We start from the raw sequence: 20732 nt of genomic DNA on the forward strand, positions 1-20732 counted from the left end.
AGGAAAGCACTTAATGTGCTTTCCGTCTTGCGCAGGACTGTAGAGCAGGAAACTTCATATGCGCCGCCCCCGCGCGCAAGCAAAAAGGGCGACCCCAGTGCGGAGTCGCCCTTTCTGAGCTGCTTATGTGCGGCTGTTACTCGGCGTCGTGGTGACGGCGGGGCTTGCGGCCTCCGTTGTCGCCGGGACGGCGCGGACGGTCGCTGCGCTCGGAGCGCTCGCGACGCGGACGCTCACGGCGCTGGAAGTGCTCGCCGTCGCCCTCGGAGGCACCCTCGGCGCGAGCCGGGGCCTCGGGCTTGTCAAGACGATCGAGCGAGATCTTGCCGCGATCGTCGACCTCAATGACGACGACCTTGACCTCGTCGCCCACGTTGAGGACGTCCTCGACCTTCTCCACGCGGCCCTTGGCGACGCGGGAGATGTGCAGCAGACCGTCCTTACCGGGCAGCAGGTTGACGAAGGCGCCGAAGGGCTGGATGGAGACCACGCGACCGGTGTACTCCTCGCCCGGCTCGGGAACCTTGATGATGAGCTTGATACGCTCGACGGCCTGGTCGACGGACTCGCCGGTGCCGCCGACAAAGACGGTACCATCCTCCTGGATGTCGACCGAGGCGCCGGTCTCGTCCTGGATGCCGCGGATAACCTTACCGCCGGAACCGATGACGTCGCGGATCTTGTCGGTCGGAACCTGGATGGAGACGATACGCGGGGCGGTGCTGCGCGTGGTGTGGCGCGGCTCGGGAATCACATCGAGCATCTTCTGCAGGATGAAGGCGCGACCCTCCTTGGCCTGCTGCAGGGCGCGGGCCAGGATGTCGAAGGTGAGGCCGGTGGCCTTGTTGTCCATCTGCAGGGCGGTGATGCCCTCGGTGGTGCCGGTGACCTTAAAGTCCATGTCGCCCAGGAAGTCCTCGAGACCCTGGATGTCGGACAGGACCACGGTCTTGCCCTCCTCCTGGATCAGGCCCATGGCGATACCGGAGACCGGGCGCTTAATGGGCACGCCGCCGTCCATAAGGGCGAGCGTGGAGCCGCAGGTCGAAGCCATCGAAGAGGAGCCGTTGGACTCCATAACCTCGGAGACGACGCGGATGGCGTAGGGGAACTCGTTCTCGTCGGGAAGCACCGGAAGCAGGGCACGCTCGGCCAGATTACCATGGCCGATCTCGCGGCGCTTGGGGCTACCCATGCGGCCGGTCTCGCCGGTGCAGAACGGCGGGAAGTTGTAGTGGTGCATGTAGCGCTTGCCCTCGGTGGGCTCGATGGTGTCCAAGCGCTGGCCCTCGTTGAGCATGCCGAGCGACAGGACGGAAAGCACCTGGGTCTGGCCACGCTGGAACAGGCCGGAGCCGTGAACGAGCGGCAGGTAGTTGTCCTTCACCATGATGGGGCGAATCTCATCGGCGGCACGGCCGTCGACGCGCTCACCGGTCTCGACGACCATGGTGCGCATGGCCTTCTTCTCGAGCTTCTTGAGCGCCACGGGGATCTCGCGCTCCCAAGCGGCCTGCTCCTCCTCGGTGAACTCGGCACGGATGGACTCCTTCAGAGCCTCGACCTTGCCGATACGGGAGAGCTTGTCGGCGTCGCGAAGGGCGGCTGCCATCTCGTCGTAGTGGGCGAAGATGCGCTCCTGGACCTCCTCGACGGGCTGATCGAGCGGGTACTCCTTCTTGACGATGGGGCCGTTGACCTGCTCCCACTCGGCGACGAACTCGTCCTGAGCCTGGCAGAAGGCAGCAAGGGCCTCCTGGCCAAACTTCATGGCGGCGAGCATGTCGTCCTCGGAGATCTCCTCGGCGCCGGCCTCGACCATCGAGATGAAGTCGGCAGAGCCGCCCAGCTCCAGGTCCAGGTCGGAGTTCTCGCGCTCCTCATAGGTGGGGTTGACGATAAACTCGCCGGTCTCCACGTTGCGGCCGATGCGCACGCAGGCAAGCGGGCCCTCGAAGGGCACGCCGCCAAGCGTCATGGCCAGAGAGGCACCCATGACGTTGATGACGTCGAATGGGTTGACCTGGTCGGCGACGAGCGAGGTGGCGACGATGTGCACCTCGTTGCGGAAGCCGTCCGGGAAGCTCGGGCGAATCGGACGGTCGATCATGCGCGCGGTAAGCGTGGCCTTCTCGCTGGGACGGCCCTCACGCTTGAGGTAACCACCCGGGATGCGGCCGGCGGCGTACATCTTCTCGTTGAAGTCGACGGTCAGCGGGAAGAAGTCGTAGTTCTTGCGCTCCTTGGAGACGACCACGGTGTCGAGCATCGTGGTGTCGCCCTGCTTGACCAGGCACGCGCCGGTAGCCTGCTTGGCAAGCTCGCCCGACTCAAAGGTGTAGGTCTTGCCGTACAGCTCAAAGGTCTTGGATACGAGTGTCATTGTTCTCCTTTACCCCACAGGCCCCTTGCCTGCGGGCTTCTCATGTGACGCGGGCCCCCTGCCCCCGCCACGCTTCAGAGCGTGATTGTTCACGCCCTTACACAAAAAGAGCGCCCCGCTGCGCAGGACGCTCTTAGCATGTACAAATCCTACTGGATGTTGTCGCGGATGCCCAGAGCCTTGATGAGCTCACGGTACTCGACGATGTCGTTCTTCTTGATGTAGGAGAGAAGACGACGACGACGGCCGACGAGCATGAGCAGACCGCGACGGGTGTGGAAGTCCTTCTGGTGGGACTTCATGTGCTCGGTCAGCTCCTTGATGCGCTCGGACAGGATGGCGACCTGAACCTTGGGGTTACCGGTGTCGACCGGGGTGTTACCGAACTGGGCAGTCAGCTCCGCCTTGCGCTCTTTGGAAACAGTCATTGTTTCACCTTTCGTTTTACGTCGCCCGCGGGCGACTCGATTCGCCTCGGACTGGGAAGCCGCCGGTGGAGCGAGCAACCAAGGTCGAGGTACCAACAGGTCGGTATGTTACCACAAGCAGCCCGCGCCCGCGCATCATCACCGACCCAACATGAATTCCATCGCACGGAGGCGCTGATCGGCATGTGTTGCCGCCCAGACATGCGAAAGCCCCAACAAAAAAGCGGCAGTATGGGGATCGATCCTCTCAGCCAAAAGCGCATCGAAGGTCATGGACATGAGGGCGCGCAGCCATGCGACCTCACCGGTCGATACCAACTCTGCACCCGGAACGCTCGACGCGCACGAGCCGCACATGAGCCCGCCGGCCTGGGGCGAAAAATACGACAGCATGGGGTCTCCGCACAGCACGCAGGCCGAAAAATCGGGTCGATAGCCAACGTGCGATAGCAGCTTAAACACATATGCCGCCACAAGTAGATCCATGTGCGCTGTGTCGAGCCCGCTGCCCACCAGGGCAAGCGCCCGCTGCGTGATGGCAAAGGTAAACGGGTCCTCGGCGTCCTCGAACGAGCACACGCGCGCGACCTCGGCGATCGCGCTTGCGGCGCAGGTCGTCTCGTAATCGGGCGCAACGCCGAGCGGCGCCTCCATAAGCTCGGCCTGGGAAACCACGTCGAGTGACCGTCCATGTGCGAGCAGCATATCTACCGTACAGAACAGCTCGCAGCGCGCAGCCAGGCGTCCGCCGGGTTTGCGGGCGCCCTTTGCCACGGCACGAACCTGCCGCCCCCGCTCGTCAAGCATCGTCAAGATAAGGTCGGTCTCTTTGAGCTTCGTCTTGTCGAGGACGAGCACCTTGGTACGATATGTCCGGGAGCCTGCCATGCGCGCCGCGCGTCCTTAGTCCTCGGCGTTGTAGCCAAAGCGGCGAATCTGGGCCTCGTCGTCACGCCAGCCGGCCTTGACCTTCACATCCAGCTCCAAAAAGACCTGCGTGCTAAAGATGCGCTCAAGATCGCGACGGGCGTCGATACCGATATGCTTGATCATCTCGCCGCCCTTGCCGATGATGATGCCCTTTTGGCCCTCGCGCTCGACGTAAATGGTGGCGTGCACGCGCAGCACCTTCTTGGTCTGCTCGAGCGCATCGCAGATCACGCCAACGGAGTGCGGGATCTCATCACGGGTGCGGCGCAAGACCTTCTCGCGCACAAACTCGGCAACGAGTGTCTCATCGGAAGCGTCGGTACCCATATCCTCGGGGAACCAACGCGGACCCTCGGGCAAAAAGTGCGCAACGGTCTCGATAAAGGCATCGACGTTGAAGTTCTTGACCGACGACGTCACGATCTCGTCGTCATATTCCATGAGCTCGTGGGCGGCCTTGAGCTGTTCCATAACCTGGGCGGGATCGGCCTCATCGGCCTTGGTGAGCACCAGGACCTTCTTGGAACGGGAGCATCTGACGCGCTCGGCAACCCAGGCGTCTCCCCTGCCGATCGGCTTGGTGGCATCAATCAAAAACGCGACGACATCGACATCGTTCAGCTCGAACAGCGCGCTCTTGTTGAGCTCGGACCCCAGGCCGTCCTTGGGTTTGTGGATACCCGGAGTATCGACAAAGACCAGCTGGTAGCCGGGACGGTTGACGACGGCGCGCATGCGGCGGCGAGTCGTCTGGGCCACCGGCGAGGTGATGGCGACCTTTTTGCCATAGCAGGCATTAAGCAGCGTGGACTTGCCGGCGTTGGGACGACCGACCAGGGCCACAAAACCGCTGCGGAAACCGGGCTCCACGTCACCAAAGCCCGCGAGGCTGTCGCCCTCGTCGCACAGGGCGTCGAGCTCCTCGTCGCTCATGCCCTCAAACGGGTCGAACTCCTCGACATCCTCGAGCTCCTCGGTATCCACCGCATCCAGGACCTCGTCATCCAAAACTTCATCGGTAGGCTGCATATTGTCGGACATGGGAATCCCTTTCTAAATAATGCCGAGCGCGCGGGCAAATACCAGCACGCCCACAATCGCGGCGGTGATGGAAAGAACGTATACAGAGGCGGCGGCGATGTCCTTCGCACGCTTGGCCAGCGGATGGAGCTCCTGGGTCGCTAGGTCGACGATAGCCTCCATAGCGGTGTTGCACAGCTCGCCGTGAATCACCAGGCCGCAACAGATGATAATCGTGGCCCACTCGGCAATGTCGAGTCCCACGACGCAGCCGGCAATGACGGTGCACACGCCCGCAACGAGCATGACCTTAATGTTGCGCTCGGTCTTGACGGCGGTGACGAAGCCCTCCATGGCGTAGGAAAACGACTTTAAGAAGGACGGATGGTCCTTGTTCGATCCGGGAATCATAGACGGCTCCTAGTCGTGGGCGTGGTTGGTGATGGGGCCGACGTGGACTAGCTTAGGGTCCTCGCCGCGCTCTAGCGCCAGATCGCGCAGGATGGCGTCCTCGCGGGCCTCCATGACCTCGGCCTCGTCGTCCTCGATGTGGTCATAGCCCAGCAGGTGCAGCATTCCGTGTACGAGCATCAGACGGCACTCGTCAGCGGGGCTATTGCCAAAACCGGGGGCCTGACGGGCAATAACCTGCGGGGCCAAGATAATATCGCCGAGCTCGAGCGTCTCATCGGCGGGAATGTCATCGTCAAAGGCCGAATCGCACTCAAACGAGAGCACATCGGTGGTGCGGTCGATACCTCGCCACTCGTGGTTGAGCTCGTGCATCTCGTCCTCGTCGACATACGAAAGGGAAATCTCGACTCCACGTTCAACGCCCTCGGCGGCAAGCACAACCTCGCAGATGTGCTCCACCTCCTGCGCGTCGAGCAGCGTATCGAGCTCGGCATCGTTGCTGATCAATACACTCAACGGGACTCCTTTCGGTCGCGCGGGCGCTGCTCGCGCACGTCATCATAAGCTTCATATGCCTCGACGATACGACCCACCAGGGCATGGCGCACCACGTCGGCACGCTCGAGGTGAGAAAATGCGACATCGTCGACACGGCCCAAAATCTGCTCAACGTCAGCAAGACCGCCACGACGACCCACCAGGTCGCGCTGGCTCAGGTCGCCGGTAATCACGAACTTGGAGTTGAACCCAAGGCGTGTCAGGAACATCTTCATCTGCTCGGGCGTGGTATTTTGCGCCTCGTCGAGCACCACGAAGGCATCACTCAGCGTGCGGCCGCGCATGTAGGCAAGCGGGGCGATCTCGATCACGCCACGCTCCATAAGCTCATCGGTGCGCTCGCGATCCATCATGTCAAAAAGGGCGTCGTAGAGCGGACGCATGTAGGGGTCGATCTTTTCCTCAAGGGTACCGGGCAAAAAACCCAGGTTCTCCCCCGCCTCGACAACCGGACGCGTCAAGATCAGACGGCCCACCTCGTGACGCTTGAGCGCGGCAACGGCGAGCGCCATGGCCAGATAGGTCTTACCGGTACCGGCAGGACCCAAGCCAAAGGTGATGGTATGCGAGCGAATGGCATCCACATAGCGCTTTTGCCCGAGCGTCTTGGGACGAATGACGCGGCCGCGATACGAAAGCAGCACGTCATCGCGAAGCGACGTAGCCTCGTGCTCACCGTCGCGCAAGACGGCTAGGCAGCGAGAGACATCGTCGGCAGGCAGCGTGCGCCCGGCGGCCGCCTCGCGAAAAGCGTGCTCGAAAAAGCGCGCCACGAGTTCGACCTCGTCCGGGTCGCCGCTCACGGAGATGCTATCGCCACGGGCGACCACGTGAGCGCGAACCAAGCTCTCGAGCGCACGAAGGACGCCGTCGCCGGCGCCCAAAACGCGCGAGGGATCAATCCCCTCGGGAACGGTAAGTCTAATCTTCGAGGCTTCCATGAACCTCCCTGCGCGCATGGACCAAGCCGGAATCATCGACTCCGATGATAGCAACATCGAGCAGGCACGGGGCTGTAAGTCCACAGGTATCGTCAAGACGGGCATGATGGAACGAACCGAGCGTCAGGTTGTCGCCATACTCGAGCACCGCACGCTCGACCGTGCCCACGCGACGACGAGCGTCGGCAATGGCGAGCTCCTGCGCGGCGGCCCGCATACGGCGGCTGCGCTCGGCCATAACCTCGGGCGGCACTTGGTCGGGCATGTCGGCAGCAGGGGTACCGGGACGCTTGCTATAGCGGAACACGTGCATACGCGAGAAACCCACACGGCGGCACAGCGCCAGCGACTCCTCGAATTCCTCGTCCGTCTCACCAGGAAAACCGACGATGACATCGCACGAAAGTGACGCCTGCGGCAGGTTGGCGCGAATCATGCGCACCGTGTCCTCAAAGGCCTCGGCGCTATAGGGACGGCCCATGCGATGCAGGGTCGCCGTGCAGCCGGACTGCACGGGCAGGTGCAAAAACGGGGCGATACGCTGCGGATAGCGCGCCATAACCTTAAGCAGGCGCTCAGAGATATCCATGGGCTCGACCGAGGAAATGCGCACATGCGGAATAGACGTGCGCTCCATGATGGCCTCGAGCAGCTCATCGATTTCGACATGCTCGTCGGTCGCGCTCTTGCCATCGTAGGCACCCAGGTTCACACCGGTCAGCACCACCTCGGGCACGCCGGCCTCCTGGGCCTCGCGAACTTGCTCGAGCACGGACTCGACGGGCACGGAGCGCTCGGGGCCGCGTGCCTTCCACACAATGCAATAGGTGCAGCGATGGTTGCAGCCGTCCTGAATCTTCACGCCCAGGCGAGAGCGACCGAGCGCATCGACCACCTCGCCATCGCTGCAGGCGGGAACGCTATCGGACTCAACGCCCAGCACCTCGCAGACACGTTCGGCGACATCGATCTTGGACGGCTCGGCGATCACGCGATCCGAAAGCTCCAACAACTCCTCAGGATGCAAATTGACCACGCAACCGGTCACGAGCACAAAGGGCTCGTTTGGATAGGCCAGCGCATGACGAACGGCCTTACGGGTCTTGGCCTCGGCCTCGCCCGTAACGGCACAGGTGTTAATGACGATCAGATCGGCATCCTGGGGCTCCACAATAGCGAAGCCCAGGCGCATAAGATCGGCAGTGATACGGTCGGATTCAACCCGGTTGACACGGCAGCCGAGGTTGACGACGGAAATATGGGGTGCGAGCACGCGGGCTCCTTAATCGAGGATATCGTCGAGGGCGCTCTTGATGCGGTCGGTCACCGACTTCTTACCGGAAGCGACGTCATCGCCCGTATCATCGGCAAAAGCACGGAGCAGCTCGCGCTGCGTATTGGAAAGATTGGTGGGAACGACCACGCGCAGTTGCACGATCAGGCGGCCACGCGAACCGCCACCGCCAATGCACGGCATGCCGTAATTATTGACGCTCACGGTATCACCGTACTGGGCGCCGGCGGGAACCGTCACCTTAACGACCTCGTCGGGCATAATGCCCTCGACCTCGATCTCGCAGCCGAGCGCAGCCTGCGCAATCGAGATATCGCTCACCAGGTACAGGTCGTCACCGTTGCGCTTAAAGCGCTCGTGGTCGGCAACGCGCACGCTGACAATCAGGTCGCCCGAAGGCTCGCCGCGAAGGCCGGCCTCGCCAAAGCCGCTCACACGCAGCTGGCGACCGGTCGAAACGCCGGCGGGAATATCGATGTCGATCTTTTCATGCGAAGGCGTGCGGCCCTGACCGTCGCAGGTCTCGCAGGGATGGTCGATGACCGTGCCCTCGCCATGGCAGTCGGGGCAAGGCGAGGAAGACTGAACCTGGCCCAGGAACGAACGCTGAACCGTCGTGACATAGCCCGTGCCGTGGCAGCGGCTGCACTGCTTTTCCTGTGCACCCTCGGCCCTACCGGTGCCGTTGCAGTCCTCGCAAGGAGCAAGGCGGTCATAGCTGATCGTCTTTTTGCAGCCGAGCGCCGCCTCCTCGAGCGTCACCGAAAGCGAGATGGCCATGTCACGTCCGCGACGACGCTCACGACGGCTGTGGGCGCCACCGCCGGCACCGCCACCAAAGAACGACGAGAACAAGTCGTCCATGCCCATGCCACCAAAGATATCGTTGATATCGACGTAGCCCGAACCACCAGGGCCGTCGGCAGTGCCGTAACGGTCGTAGTTAGCACGCTTCTGCTCATCGGAAAGAACGGAATAGGCCTCGTTGAGCTCCTTGAACTTGGCCTCGGCCTCGGGGTCGTCCGAAACATCCGGATGTACGGTACGGGCCTTCTTTAGAAACGCACGCTTGATCGTCCGCGCGTCGGCATCCCTGTCGACGCCAAGCACCTCGTAGTAATCCCTATTTTCCGACACGACCGAATCCTTCCGACTTTCATTTTTGTCACAGTGCGTCCTATACCCAAGCTGGGCCGGCCGCAAACAGAGGGCTAGATGTTATTGCATTGCGTAGGGCGAAAGCATGGCACGTTGCGAGCAGCTCGCAAACCAAACCGACACGAGCGCAAACATAAATCCGTTGGCAAAACCGTTGACAAACTGCATCGCGCCGCGCTTCCACCACAGCAGGCTGCGGTGCAGCACGCCGTCCGAGACCACCATGAACAGGCCCATGGCAAACGGAATAAAGCACATCACGGCAAAGGCCGAGAACACGCCCGAGATGGCCGACAGCACCAAAAACGGCGCCACGATGCCCATCAGGTAAAAACCGGTACGAGCCTTGCCCTCCAGACGCTCGGCCTCGACATGGGCGCGGCCGACCAGATCGCCACCCGAGGCACCGTTGGTGCCGGCGTGACCCATGCCGCCAATGCGGACCTCGTCGCCATCGTGCGTGCCGGCAGGAAACTCAATCATCTGTTCAGAGGTCACACGGGTCCGCCCGCTGCCGCCGCAATCGGGACAGGGGTCGGCGACGACCTTACCGGAACCTCCGCACTCGGGACAGACAGACTGGAACGTGCCGGCACCGAACAGGAAGGACAGGTCGACGTCGATGTGACCGCGACCGCCGCAGCTCGGACAGGTATGTGCATGCTCGGACGAAACAGATCCCGAGCCTCCGCAGTGACCACAGGTATCGAAGCGCGTATAGCGGACGGTCTTGCGGGCACCGCCCTTGGCCTCCTTGGCGTCGAGCTTGATATCGACGACCACGTTGGCGCCACTCTCGGGGTTGTAGGCCGCCTGGCCGCGACGGGGCTGGCCCCAGGCGCCACCAAAGGGAAAGCCGCCCTCAAAGGGGTTGCCATAGCCCGCGCTACCGGCGTAGCCGCCGCCATAGGGAGAAGCCGTAGGAGCGCCGGCAAAGGGATTACCCGAGCGCATGGCGTCGTAGCGCGCACGCTTCTGCTCGTCCGAAAGCACGGCATAGGCCTCGGAAACCTCTTTGAACCTTTCCTCGGCATCCGGTTCTTTATTGACGTCCGGATGGAGCTTGCGGGCCTTTTGCTGGAAGGCCTTCTGTATATCACGCGAGGTGGCGTCCTTGGAGACACCCAAAATCTCGTAGTAATCTTTTTCGTTCATCGTCGCCATGCGCGGCAACCTCCTGCTCACAGCAGCGTATATATTGCGGTAATTCTACCCGAGCGGCCTAGGCTAGACCCCAAAACAGCTCGAACAGCACATTTCCATCGAGCCAGCCCAAGTGGGTGGGCGCTAAGCGGGCGCGGGCACGACCTGCGCTAACGCCTTTCGAGGCGACGCGCTCCGCAAGCCCCTCAACGCCATCGGGCACCCAAGCGGCAAGGCCCAACTCGAGCGCACGGTCACAGGCCGCCGCCAGCTCGTCTGCAGCGATCACGCTTGCCGAGCGAACCAACAGGTCGGGCCCAATGCCGCGCGTCATGCGACAGGCGAGCATCAAATCCTCGGCCGCGGCCTCGCGCTGCGACAGATACTCGGCATCAAACGTCGTCGCGGCATCGTCGCGTTGCACCAAGCGCACGCGATAAGCATCGCCGCGAGCAGGCACGTCGGGAAACAGCCCGGCCAAGCGATCGAAATCCTCGGTGTCGAGCATACCGGCGGCAGAGCGACCCAAACCCAGATAGCCCCGTCCGGTCCAATAGGCAATGTTGTGGGCGCACTCATGGCCCTCGAGTGCATAGCTTGCCACCTCATACGGGTGATAGCCGGCCGCACCCAAGCACTCACGCGCCGCGTCCATGCACGCAGCCTGAAAATCCTCGTCGGGCTCGAGCGACTCGTCGTGACACGCCATGCGGTAGAGCGGCGTGCCTTCCTCGAGCGTGAGCGGGTACACCGACACATGATGCGGCGCCGCCGCCAGCACGCCATCAAGCGTGCGCCGCCAGCTTAGATCGGTCTGCCCGGGAAGGCCACACATGAGGTCGCAGGACACATCGAGCCCAGCGTCCTTAACCGTCGTGATGGCAGCGAGCGCCCGATCGGCATCGTGAATGCGGCCAATCGCAACAAGCTCGGCGTTGTCGAGGGTTTGGACTCCCAGAGAAATGCGCGTGACGCCCACCCCGGCAAGCGCCGCGGCGAGCTGCGAAGTCAACGACTCGGGATTGGCCTCGCAGGTAAACTCAACGGGCTTGCACCACGCAGAGATACGCCGGGCAAGTTCTACCAGACGCTCCCCTGCCAGCGACGGCGTGCCGCCACCAACATAGACGGTGCGGATGCCCTCGAGCGCGCCTGCGTCGCCAAAGGCATCGAGGCGCACATACAACTGCTCAAAATAGGCATCAAGCGCAGCGCTCAGGTCGCACGGAGCAAAACTGCGCGAGTCAAAGTCGCAGTACCGGCACTTTTGGGCGCAAAACGGCACATGCACGTACAGTGCGGTAACGGCCACCGTTAGGCCTCCAGCGGATGAGCGGGCACCGACTCGCCGGCGGCAAGCGCGGCCTCGCAGGCCACCACATCGCGCTCGATATCATCGACCAATGCCATGAACTCCTCGTATGTGGAGCAGCGCACCACTTGGGCGCGCCAGGCGGCAGCATGGGGCATGCCCTTTAGATACCAGCTTGCGTACGTGCGGGCACGCGACATAAGCGGCAGCAGCTCGTGCGTGAGCGTCAGGTGCTCGCGCAGGGCATCCAAGCGCTCGCGTGAGGAGCGAGAGGGCACCGGCGTAGCGTCGAGTGCAAGGGCACGGGCATCGCCGAACACCCAGGGATTGCCATAGATACCGCGCGCGATAAACACGGCGCTGGCACCCGAGCTGCGCAGACGCTCCGCCGCATCCTCGGCCGAGAACACGTCGCCCGAACCGATAACGGGAATCTCGACGGCGTCGGCCACCTCATCGACGACCGACCAATCGGCCTGACCCGTATAGAGTTGTGTGGCGCAGCGGCCATGCACCGCCACCGCAGATGCACCTGCTCCCTCGAGCATCTGGGCAAACGTCGCGGCATTGCGGTCTTCGGCGTAAAAGCCCTTACGGATCTTTACGGTCACGGGCACGTGCGCCGCGCCCACCGCCGCCTCGACGATCTTCTCTGCCAGCTCTGGCGTGCGCATAAGCGCCGAGCCCTCGCCCTTGGTGACAACCTTGCGAGCTGGGCACGCCATGTTGATATCAATCAAAGACAGGCGATCGCCCACACGTTCCTCGACGGCAGCGACAGCACTCGCAAACTGATCGGGCTTGGAACCAAAGAGCTGCACGCAGATTTGCTGCTCCTCGTCGGCCGGCAGCACCAGACGCCACGTCTTATTGCTGGCATAGGCAAGGCCTGCCACGCTCACCATCTCGCTATAGGCAAGATTGGCACCACGGCGACGGCACATGATGCGATAGGCGGGGTCGGTTACGCCCGCCATGGGAGCCATAAGGAACGGCTGCTCGGCATAGGCACCCAGCAGCCGCTTGCTGTATTCAGAAAGCGCCATGGACCTAATCGTCCACCTTGAGAATCGCCATAAAGGCCTCCTGCGGAACCTCGACCGAGCCGATGGCCTTCATGCGCTTCTTGCCCTCTTTCTGCTTTTCGAGCAGCTTGCGCTTACGCGAGATATCGCCACCATAGCACTTGGCCAAAACGTCCTTGCGGCGCGCCTTGACGGTGGAGCGGGCGATGATCTTGTTGCCGATAGCGCCCTGAATAGGCACCTCGAACAGCTGGCGGGGGATAATCTCCTTGAGCTTGTCGCACAGACCGCGTGCCAGGCCATAGGCCTTGTCCTTGTGCACGATAAACGAAAGCGCGTCCACCTCGTCGCCCGAAAGCAAAATATCGAGCTTGACGAGCTCGGAGGGACGATACTCGTTGAACTCATAGTCGAGCGAGGCATAGCCCTTGGTACGGCTCTTGAGCTGGTCAAAGAAGTCCAGGATGAGCTCGGCAAGCGGCATGTCAAAGCGCATCTCGACCGATTTGCTCGTGAGATGGATCATGTCGGTTGTAATGCCACGGTGCTCGATGGCGAGCTGCATGACGGCACCCGTATACTCGGGCGGGCAGATAATCTTGGCCTTGAGGTAAGGCTCCTCGATGCGCTCGATACGCGTAGCCTCGGGCAGATCTTGCGGGCTGCGGACATCAATCATCTCGCCGTCGGTCTTGTAGACGTGATAGTCCACCGAAGGGCTCGTGGCAATCAAATCCAGATTGAACTCGCGCTCCAGGCGCTCCTTGACGACCTCCATATGCAACAGGCCCAAGAAGCCCACGCGGAAGCCAAAACCGAGCGCCACCGAGGTCTCGGGCTCCCACACCAACGATGGATCGTTGACGTGCAGCTTATCGAGAGCGTCGCGCAGATTCTCGTAATCCTTGTTGTCGATCGGGAACAGGCCCGTGTAGACCATGGGCTTGGCCTCGCGGTAGCCGGGAAGCGGCTCGGGGCAGGGATTCGACGCCCACGTGAGGGTATCGCCCACGTGCACGGCCTCGGGATCCTTCAGGCCCGTGACCACGTAGCCCACCTCGCCAACCGTCAGTGCGTCGACCGGGGTCTCGGCGGGACGCTTGACGCCCACGCCGTCGACCAAGAAGTTGCCCTCGGCCTGCATCATGCGCAGGGTATCGCCCTTTTTGATGGAACCGTCAAAGACGCGGACCGTGGCAACGACGCCGCGGTACTCATCAAAATACGAATCCAGGATAAGTGCTTTGAGCGGCGCGTTCGCATCGCCCTTGGGCGGCGAAATCAAAAAGACAATGGACTCCAGTAGGTCGTGGATGCCCTCGCCGGTCTTGCCCGATACGCATACGGCATCGTCGGCAGGAATCGCCAGATCATCCTCGATCTCGGTCTTAACCTCGTCGGGATGGGCCGAGGGCAGGTCGATCTTATTGATGGCGGGCACGATATCCAGATTAGCGTTCATGGCGAGCGTCGCGTTGGAGACGGTCTGCGCCTCGACGCCCTGCGTGGCGTCGACGACGAGCACCGCGCCCTCACAGGCGGCCAGCGAGCGCGAGACCTCATAGGTAAAGTCCACGTGACCCGGCGTATCGATCAGGTTGAACTGATACGTCTCGCCATCGTCGGCGTCATAGGAAACACGAACGGCATTGGACTTGATCGTGATGCCGCGCTCGCGCTCGATATCCATGGTGTCGAGCAGTTGCGACTCCATATCGCGCTCGTCGACGGTATGGGTGAGCTCGAGGATGCGGTCACTGATCGTGGACTTGCCATGGTCGATGTGCGCAACGATCGAGAAGTTGCGGATGTGGGAAATGTCAATTGAAGTATTCATGCGGACTATCTTACCCGAGCGGTACAAAAAATGGAGCCTGTTCCATAAAACAGGCTCCATTTATGCGCGTAATCTGTGTGGTGTGAAATTTACAACTTAGGCGTTGATGCTGTTCACGAGCTTGGCAAGACCGGACTTGCGGTTGGAAGCCTGGTTCTTGTGGATAACATGCTTGGCGGCAGCCATGTCGAGACGCTTGGTGACGGTCTTGAGGGCAGCCTGGGCCTTCTCGGCGTCGCCCTCGGCGACAGCGGACTGGACGTGCTTGGTCAGCGTCTTGAGCTCGGACTTGACAGCCTTGTTACGCATGCGAGCTGCCTCATTGGTGCGGATACGCTTCTTCTGAGACTTGATGTTTGCCACTTCTGGAGTTCCTTTCGAGTTCCTTGCAAAAAATGTATGACACCTCTGAGACACGGTGAGGTCATGCAAGCGCCTACTATAGCACGCTCCCCCTCAAAGGGATAGAACGAATTTGTCAAATAGGCAGGTATCATCACGATTTTCTCAAGATGTTCGTAATCCAGAGCAAAAGCGCGGTCTGGGAATCGGCCGAACCCTTCAGTGCGAGCTCCACATCGACCGCTCCCTCGAGCGCAGCAACGAGCTCGGTCATCGAAAAACGACGAGCCCAGGTCAGGTGATTCTTGACCTGCCAGGCCTGAAGCTTCAGTGTCGCGGCAAGCTCACGCCCCTGCCCACGCGCATCGAGCGCCTTGGCAACGATAAGCTCGCGAATACGCCCGCACAGTAATGTGTAAGTCCACACGTAGCTCTTGGCGGGCAGTAGATTGAAGAGCTCAAGCGAGCGGCGCATGTCACGGGCCGAGACCGCATTGAGAAAGTCCCAGGGCTGAACTTCGGCCGTGCGCACGATCCAGCGCTCCACATCGGAAAGCTCAATTTGCGGCGCCTCGACCATCTGGGCAAGCTTGGCCAAGTCGTTATCGAGCATGCGGGTGTTTTCGCCCGAACGCGAGACGAGCTCCTCGGCGGCCGCCGTCGAAATCGACTTACCGCGCTGCGTCGCCATCTGCTGAACACGGCGCGGCAGTTCCCAGCGCTTGGTACCCGAGCAATCGACGATAGCCTTCTTGTCGATCTTGGCGATTGCCTTATACAGGCGCGTATTCTTGGCAAGTGAGTCAGCGATGATGAGGCAGACCGTTGTTGGGCTGGGACTCGCCAGATACCCAACGAGCGGCTCCGAGACCGCCTTGGCGAGCTTTGAGCAGCCATCGAGGATTACCAGACGAAACTCGCTGATCATCGGAAAGGTGTTAAGCGATCCGATAATGGACTCGATATCGGGGTCCTTGGTCATGTCTCGCTCGTCGAGGTTGAACTCGACCATACCCGACTTTTCCAGACGCGCTTTCATACGCGAGACGGCGTGGTCGCGCTTAACTCCGTCGGTACCGACGATCAGATATGCCGGCAGCAAACCGGTTTCGGACATTGCGCCCCCCTCCCGCAGGCCTTCGTATTCGTTCCGTGCCATTCTAGCCCAGGGGCCCACCACACGCCAACGACGTCGTCACGGTCGCTGGCATCGCATCGCAAAGCCATTCGCAGTCGGTGTGACGGTAATGTCGCCGTGTTCGATGGTACACGCGAACACACCACCCGCTTCCTTAACGGCATCGATGCAGGCATCGGACGGATGGCCGTATCGATTCCCCTCACCGGCGCTTGCGAGGGAAAGCTCGGGCTTCAGGACGTCCAGCAACTCGCCATCGACTGAAACCTTGGAGCCGTGATGCCCAAGTTTAAGGATATCGATATCCCCCACCTCCTGCACGAATTCCCGCTCTTGGTCGAGCTCGGCATCACCGGTGAGGAGCATACGCAGGCCCTTGCCTTCCTGAACATAAGAGAGCAGAAGGACAAGCGAGTCCTCATTTCCCTCGCCATCCACGGACTCGAATGGCCACATCACGCGAGCGCAAAATGAGCCGATGTCGACCGTATCCCCACGGCGCACCTGCCGATACTCCACGCCAGGTCGGTTCAATACCTCGGCAGGAGCATCCTCCAGCGCATCCGCCGCCACGGCAATCGTTCCGACCGAAAACTGTTCGAGCACGGCAGGCAAACCACCCCAGTGGTCCTCATCCCAATGCGTCACAAAAACGGCATCGATATGGTGCACGTTATTGCGAACCAACGCCGCAACCACACGCTCGTCGAGCCCGCAGTCGACAAGTGCAACTGCGCCGCCCTGGCGGATAAGAATCGCATCGGCCTGGCCCACATCGAGCACCGTCACCGAAGGCGGAGCGAATCGATCCCAATAGACGTACGGAATCGCAGCCAAGAGCATCAGGCATGCAAGCCCCACCGCCATAGGACGTGCACGGGGACGCGGCCACCAGACCAGCAGAACCGCCAGAAAACACGGCACTAGGTAAATCCACATGCTATCGGGCGGCACGCTCACGTATGCACCCGGCACGGCGGCAAACAGTTGCTCGAAGAACAGCGCGCAACGGGCGGCAATCATGGGCACAACGAGCGCCCAAGTCCGCAACGGTGCCACGAACGAAAAGGGAACCAGCACGATCGACACAGCGAGCAGTACGCTCACCACCGGACCGAGGACCGCATTTGCCAACGGAGCAATGAGCGAGAATGTACCGAAGGCAGGAATGGTAATGGGAAGTGTCGCCAGTTGCGAGCACAGCGTGACGGAAAGCACGCTGGCAACGCCCGATGGCACACCTAGCTCACCCAACGCGTAGGTCGCATAGGGACAAAAGCACAGAATGGCTAAGACGCTGGCGCATGAAAGCTGAAAGCCCATCTCGAACAGCACCGTCGGCCGCAGTAGCACAAAGATGGACATGGTTACGAAGAGTGCCGAAAGGCCGTGCCGACGACGCCCCGCGCCGTTTACGACAAGCGTCACGAACACCATGCAGCACGCGCGCACGGCCGAGGGAGACGCGCCCGTAAAGGCAGCGTAGCCCACAAGCGTTATCGCCAATATCGCCCGCTGAAGACCACGTGAGCACCGAGTCTTTTGCAATACACCCTCGATTACAAAGCCCACGATAGCCAAATGGCTGCCCGAGACTGCGATAAGATGCGCCGTTCCCGTCACCGAAAACCAGTCGCCCGCCGGCTGGGCGCGCAGCTCGGCCGAACGACCGCAGACGACACCGGCTATGAGCGCACGCGCCGGGTCGGTCGCAGGCGCGATGGACGCAAGCAGCCCATTTCGCAGCCGAAGCAGCGGCCTCGGAGAACCCTCATCGACCGACACGACTCGAACGGCTTTAACCTTGCGCACCTCGCCTCGAAGCACGCGCGATCGTCCATACGCATCGTTCTCAAAACGTGACACGCGACCGATAACACGCACGTGCGCCCCGACCTTGAACTCACGGTCACACGATAGGCGAACCGTTGCCAAGTTCTTACCGTCCGAGCGTGCCTCGCAGGTATAGGAATACACGTCGTCATTTATGGATGGGTCACCCTGCACGACAAACTCGAGACTGCTTGCCGCTCGACCGTCGAGCGTCTTCGAGGCGTTGAGCGCACCCACGGCCCACCACGCCGAAACGACCGCACCCGCTATGAGACCGACGGACGCGGCATACAGCCACCGCTTCAAAGGGGCAAGCCTCGCACAAGAGTGAGCCAGCACAACGAAAACCGCTGCCGCAACGGGAATGGCCCATAGCGGCCCGACCGCCGTCGCCCGCTCCCTCAGCAGCGCATCAGCGGCTATGCTGAGCACCAAGGCGCAGCTCACGCACATGCCGGCACACAGGGCCATCGTCCACGGAATCAGGGGCCGCGGAGGCATCACGTGCTCTCGTTCGGTCGCACTCATACGCAGATGCAATCTTTGATTTTGGCAAGTTTTTTCTCACCGATCCCCGATACGCGCATGAGGTCATCGACCGAGGTAAAAGCCCCGTTTTGCGTCCGCTCGTCGATAATCGATTGAGCCATAGAAGGCCCGATGCCCGAAAGCGTCTGCAGCTCCGCCGCACTTGCCGTATTGATGTTCACGAGTCCCGACGAAGACCCCACACCAGAAGTCGCGGCGGCACCGCTTTCGCCCCCGCCGACCGCCGCAGCCGCTTGTTGCTCCCCCACCGCCGGAACATAGATCTTTTGTCCATCCGTGATCTTGGACGCGCGATTAAGCCCTGTCACATCCGCCTCGGCCGTAAGCCCTCCGGCGGCGTCGATCGCTTGGGATACCCGTGCTCCATCTTTGAGCCGGTAAACGCCAGGCCTCACAACGGCGCCATCAACATCGACGTACACCTCGGCAGCAGAAGAGCTCTTGTCAGACGACTCATCGGCATCGTCAGGTGACGCATCCCCGGCCCCGCGCACATCCGAGGCGCCCGCCTCATCGCTACGTTCAAACGACACGTCGCTGGAGTGGCCACCAAAACCTGCTATCGCCAAGCCGCTCGCGGCGGCAATGACAACCAGAATCGCCAGGACCATCGCCTTGTGGCCGAGCAGCTTTTCTGCCCAGCGGTCCATCCGTTTAACCCGTTCGTGTTGCTCGCGCTGCGCCATAGCAAACACCTCCCAACACCATCGTGTCAGGAAACGAACGCCGCAGCCTCCGCACGCCCACGCCGGTTTTCGCGGACAAACCAAAAGTTAACCAAAACCTTGCGCAAATGTGCCCGTTTATTCAGGCACACGTCAGCAAATGAACACTTAGCCGCAAAATGCCCAGATAGCAAAAGACCGACGATGCAGGCGCATCGTCGGTCTATGCACAAATTTACTCGTGATCTTGGTAAATCTCACGCGGAGCAAGCTCAGAATGTTTGCGTTTTAAGGTCTTAGGGGCCTTGTACGTGTTGCTCTCGAAGTCGATGTACTCGGTCTGCTTGAGCAGACGCTCAATCATCTCCTCGTGATCAAACAGTTCCCAGGCCTCATGCACGGCATCGAGTTTAGCGTGCGTCTCGGGACGGCGCGGCATAAACAGCGTGCAGCAGTCGGGAGCGGCCTCAGTCGAGATATCGAACGTACCGATCTCCTCGGCGCGTGCGATGATCTCCTGTTTGTCCGAACCGATGAGAGGACGGAACACGGGAATCTTCACGGCTTCGTTGACGGCCATGATGTTCTCAAGCGTTTGGGAGGCAACCTGCCCAAGCGATTCGCCCGTAACGATGGCCCTGGCACCCTCGATGTGTGCAATGCGCTCGGCAACCGAATACATAATGCGGCGATACATGATCACGCGCAGGTTACTGGGACAGGTGACCGAAATCTCACGCTGGCAGTCGCCAAACGGCACCACGTACAGGCGGCCGATCTGGACACCCGGCTCAAGCGCACGGATGATATCCTGCACCAAATACTCGCTCGTATCGGGCGTCTGCGGACGACCGGAGAAATGCACCGGCACGCAGACCGCGCCGCGACGCGCGAGCATCCAAGTCGCCACCGGAGAATCGATACCCGACGACAGCAGCGTCACGACCTTGCCGGCAGAACCCACCGGAAGGCCGCCAACGCCGCGCTCGGAGCGCGCATACACGTAGACACTACCCTGAACCACCAGAACGTGCACCATCGCGTCGGGGTCGTGCATCTGGACCTTTTTATCGGGAAACGCCTCACACAGCACCTCGCCAACCTGTCGATTGATATCAATCGAGGTGAGCTCATAGTCAGTATTGGAGCGCTTGGCGTGCACCTTAAACGAATCGAAGGAACCAAACTCGCGCAGCGCCTTCACAGCGGCGGCGCAGTACTCCTGCGGGTCGCGGTTGGTGTGATACGCCAAAGACACACGGGCGACGCCGGGGACGGTGCGGATGACACGCGCCGCCTCGTCGGCCTGATGCTCGTTAAAGGTCACGAGGATATAACCGGAAATTCGAGACACGGCGTTCACGGAAAAGGCGGCCAAGGCCGCCTTGATATTATCCATGAGGATATGCTCGAAATGTGCGCGGTTCTTGCCCTTCAGCCCAACCTCGTGATAGTGGACTAGGCAGACGCGAGCCGCCATTTAGGCTTCAGCAACCTTGTGGCCGAGCGCCTTCTCGTAACGGGCCTCGTCGTAAGAGATGTCGCCGTCGACAATCTCGTCCATAGCCATCGAGATGGTATCGGCACCGGAAAGCCCGATGGTGATGTCATCGACATCCTGGACGGCAAGCACGCGGTTGTGCTGGCCACGCAGCATGCTATTGATGTCGCAGGCGCGCTTGGAGGCAAGCGAAGCGAGCAGGAAGCGGTTGTGATCGGTCTTCTCCAGAAGATCGTCAATGCAAGGCTTTACAACGGACAC

Annotated in this window: 19 protein-coding genes; all 19 read right to left on the reverse strand. The window is 61.4% G+C overall.

Annotated features, from left to right (window positions below; all coding sequences use genetic code 11):
- Positions 1–136: 136 nt before the first annotated feature.
- Positions 137–2383 carry a polyribonucleotide nucleotidyltransferase gene (locus I2D41_RS03305; RefSeq protein ID WP_055309899.1) on the reverse strand — a complete coding sequence of 749 codons (2247 nt, stop codon included), beginning with the start codon at positions 2381–2383 and terminating at the stop codon, positions 137–139.
- A 149-nt stretch (positions 2384–2532) separates the two neighbouring features.
- Positions 2533–2811, reverse strand: coding sequence for a 30S ribosomal protein S15 (gene rpsO / locus I2D41_RS03310; RefSeq protein WP_035138510.1), 279 nt, complete (start codon positions 2809–2811; stop codon positions 2533–2535).
- Positions 2812–2949: 138 nt separating this feature from the next.
- Positions 2950–3699 (reverse strand): DNA repair protein RecO, encoded by a 750-nt coding sequence (gene recO / locus I2D41_RS03315; RefSeq protein WP_195363539.1) that lies wholly within the window; start codon positions 3697–3699, stop codon positions 2950–2952.
- A gap of 15 nt (positions 3700–3714) precedes the next feature.
- Positions 3715–4782: a GTPase Era gene (gene era, locus I2D41_RS03320; RefSeq protein ID WP_195363540.1), complete on the reverse strand. Its 1068-nt coding sequence runs from the start codon at positions 4780–4782 to the stop codon at positions 3715–3717.
- A gap of 12 nt (positions 4783–4794) precedes the next feature.
- The gene (locus I2D41_RS03325; RefSeq protein ID WP_195363541.1) at positions 4795–5172 is read right to left on the reverse strand and encodes a diacylglycerol kinase family protein; all 378 of its coding nucleotides are present in this window, start codon (positions 5170–5172) and stop codon (positions 4795–4797) included.
- A gap of 9 nt (positions 5173–5181) precedes the next feature.
- The gene (ybeY, locus tag I2D41_RS03330; RefSeq protein WP_117770331.1) at positions 5182–5691 is read right to left on the reverse strand and encodes an rRNA maturation RNase YbeY; all 510 of its coding nucleotides are present in this window, start codon (positions 5689–5691) and stop codon (positions 5182–5184) included.
- Positions 5688–6674 carry a PhoH family protein gene (locus tag I2D41_RS03335; protein ID WP_195363542.1) on the reverse strand — a complete coding sequence of 329 codons (987 nt, stop codon included), beginning with the start codon at positions 6672–6674 and terminating at the stop codon, positions 5688–5690. Before I2D41_RS03335 ends, ybeY begins: the two co-directional genes overlap by 4 nt.
- On the reverse strand, positions 6655–7947 hold the full coding sequence (locus I2D41_RS03340; RefSeq protein WP_195363543.1) for a MiaB/RimO family radical SAM methylthiotransferase: 1293 nt from the start codon (positions 7945–7947) through the stop codon (positions 6655–6657). Before I2D41_RS03340 ends, I2D41_RS03335 begins: the two co-directional genes overlap by 20 nt.
- A 9-nt stretch (positions 7948–7956) precedes the next feature.
- Positions 7957–9105 carry a molecular chaperone DnaJ gene (dnaJ, locus tag I2D41_RS03345; protein WP_195363544.1) on the reverse strand — a complete coding sequence of 383 codons (1149 nt, stop codon included), beginning with the start codon at positions 9103–9105 and terminating at the stop codon, positions 7957–7959.
- An 81-nt stretch (positions 9106–9186) separates the two neighbouring features.
- Complete coding sequence (locus I2D41_RS03350; protein ID WP_195363545.1) at positions 9187–10290, reverse strand: DnaJ domain-containing protein; 1104 nt, start codon at positions 10288–10290, stop codon at positions 9187–9189.
- A gap of 58 nt (positions 10291–10348) precedes the next feature.
- On the reverse strand, positions 10349–11581 hold the full coding sequence (locus tag I2D41_RS03355) for a coproporphyrinogen-III oxidase family protein (RefSeq protein WP_195363546.1): 1233 nt from the start codon (positions 11579–11581) through the stop codon (positions 10349–10351).
- Between the two features lie 2 nt (positions 11582–11583).
- Positions 11584–12627, reverse strand: a complete 1044-nt coding sequence (gene dusB, locus I2D41_RS03360) for a tRNA dihydrouridine synthase DusB (RefSeq protein WP_195363547.1) — start codon at positions 12625–12627, stop codon at positions 11584–11586.
- Positions 12628–12631: 4 nt separating this feature from the next.
- Positions 12632–14443, reverse strand: a complete 1812-nt coding sequence (gene lepA / locus I2D41_RS03365) for a translation elongation factor 4 (RefSeq protein ID WP_195363548.1) — start codon at positions 14441–14443, stop codon at positions 12632–12634.
- Between the two features lie 96 nt (positions 14444–14539).
- Positions 14540–14806 (reverse strand): 30S ribosomal protein S20, encoded by a 267-nt coding sequence (gene rpsT / locus I2D41_RS03370; protein WP_022094714.1) that lies wholly within the window; start codon positions 14804–14806, stop codon positions 14540–14542.
- A 133-nt stretch (positions 14807–14939) separates the two neighbouring features.
- A complete protein-coding gene (gene holA / locus I2D41_RS03375; protein WP_195363549.1) occupies positions 14940–15902 on the reverse strand; it encodes a DNA polymerase III subunit delta in 963 nt (320 codons plus the stop codon).
- Between the two features lie 78 nt (positions 15903–15980).
- Complete coding sequence (locus I2D41_RS03380) at positions 15981–18284, reverse strand: DNA internalization-related competence protein ComEC/Rec2 (protein WP_195363550.1); 2304 nt, start codon at positions 18282–18284, stop codon at positions 15981–15983.
- Positions 18281–18991 (reverse strand): ComEA family DNA-binding protein, encoded by a 711-nt coding sequence (locus I2D41_RS03385; RefSeq protein ID WP_117806317.1) that lies wholly within the window; start codon positions 18989–18991, stop codon positions 18281–18283. Before I2D41_RS03385 ends, I2D41_RS03380 begins: the two co-directional genes overlap by 4 nt.
- 214 nt (positions 18992–19205) lie before the next feature.
- Complete coding sequence (gene thiI / locus I2D41_RS03390) at positions 19206–20450, reverse strand: tRNA uracil 4-sulfurtransferase ThiI (RefSeq protein ID WP_117635259.1); 1245 nt, start codon at positions 20448–20450, stop codon at positions 19206–19208.
- Positions 20451–20732 carry a DNA-directed RNA polymerase subunit omega gene (locus I2D41_RS03395; protein WP_035138532.1) on the reverse strand — a complete coding sequence of 94 codons (282 nt, stop codon included), beginning with the start codon at positions 20730–20732 and terminating at the stop codon, positions 20451–20453.

The sequence above is a fragment of the Collinsella aerofaciens genome, from assembly GCF_015552075.1.
Taxonomy (GTDB): domain Bacteria; phylum Actinomycetota; class Coriobacteriia; order Coriobacteriales; family Coriobacteriaceae; genus Collinsella; species Collinsella aerofaciens_Y.

What these genes read in the sequence shown, in the direction of transcription:
- I2D41_RS03305 (WP_055309899.1), bottom strand. Translation starts at nt 2,383, where the DNA reads ATGACACTCGTATCCAAGACCTTTGAGCTGTACGGCAAGACCTACACC.
- lepA (WP_195363548.1), bottom strand. Translation starts at nt 14,443, where the DNA reads ATGAATACTTCAATTGACATTTCCCACATCCGCAACTTCTCGATCGTT.
- I2D41_RS03335 (WP_195363542.1), bottom strand. Translation starts at nt 6,674, where the DNA reads ATGGAAGCCTCGAAGATTAGACTTACCGTTCCCGAGGGGATTGATCCC.
- rpsO (WP_035138510.1), bottom strand. Translation starts at nt 2,811, where the DNA reads ATGACTGTTTCCAAAGAGCGCAAGGCGGAGCTGACTGCCCAGTTCGGT.
- I2D41_RS03325 (WP_195363541.1), bottom strand. Translation starts at nt 5,172, where the DNA reads ATGATTCCCGGATCGAACAAGGACCATCCGTCCTTCTTAAAGTCGTTT.
- thiI (WP_117635259.1), bottom strand. Translation starts at nt 20,450, where the DNA reads ATGGCGGCTCGCGTCTGCCTAGTCCACTATCACGAGGTTGGGCTGAAG.
- recO (WP_195363539.1), bottom strand. Translation starts at nt 3,699, where the DNA reads ATGGCAGGCTCCCGGACATATCGTACCAAGGTGCTCGTCCTCGACAAG.
- I2D41_RS03380 (WP_195363550.1), bottom strand. Translation starts at nt 18,284, where the DNA reads ATGAGTGCGACCGAACGAGAGCACGTGATGCCTCCGCGGCCCCTGATT.
- I2D41_RS03350 (WP_195363545.1), bottom strand. Translation starts at nt 10,290, where the DNA reads ATGGCGACGATGAACGAAAAAGATTACTACGAGATTTTGGGTGTCTCC.
- era (WP_195363540.1), bottom strand. Translation starts at nt 4,782, where the DNA reads ATGTCCGACAATATGCAGCCTACCGATGAAGTTTTGGATGACGAGGTC.
- dusB (WP_195363547.1), bottom strand. Translation starts at nt 12,627, where the DNA reads ATGGCGCTTTCTGAATACAGCAAGCGGCTGCTGGGTGCCTATGCCGAG.
- holA (WP_195363549.1), bottom strand. Translation starts at nt 15,902, where the DNA reads ATGTCCGAAACCGGTTTGCTGCCGGCATATCTGATCGTCGGTACCGAC.
- I2D41_RS03385 (WP_117806317.1), bottom strand. Translation starts at nt 18,991, where the DNA reads ATGGCGCAGCGCGAGCAACACGAACGGGTTAAACGGATGGACCGCTGG.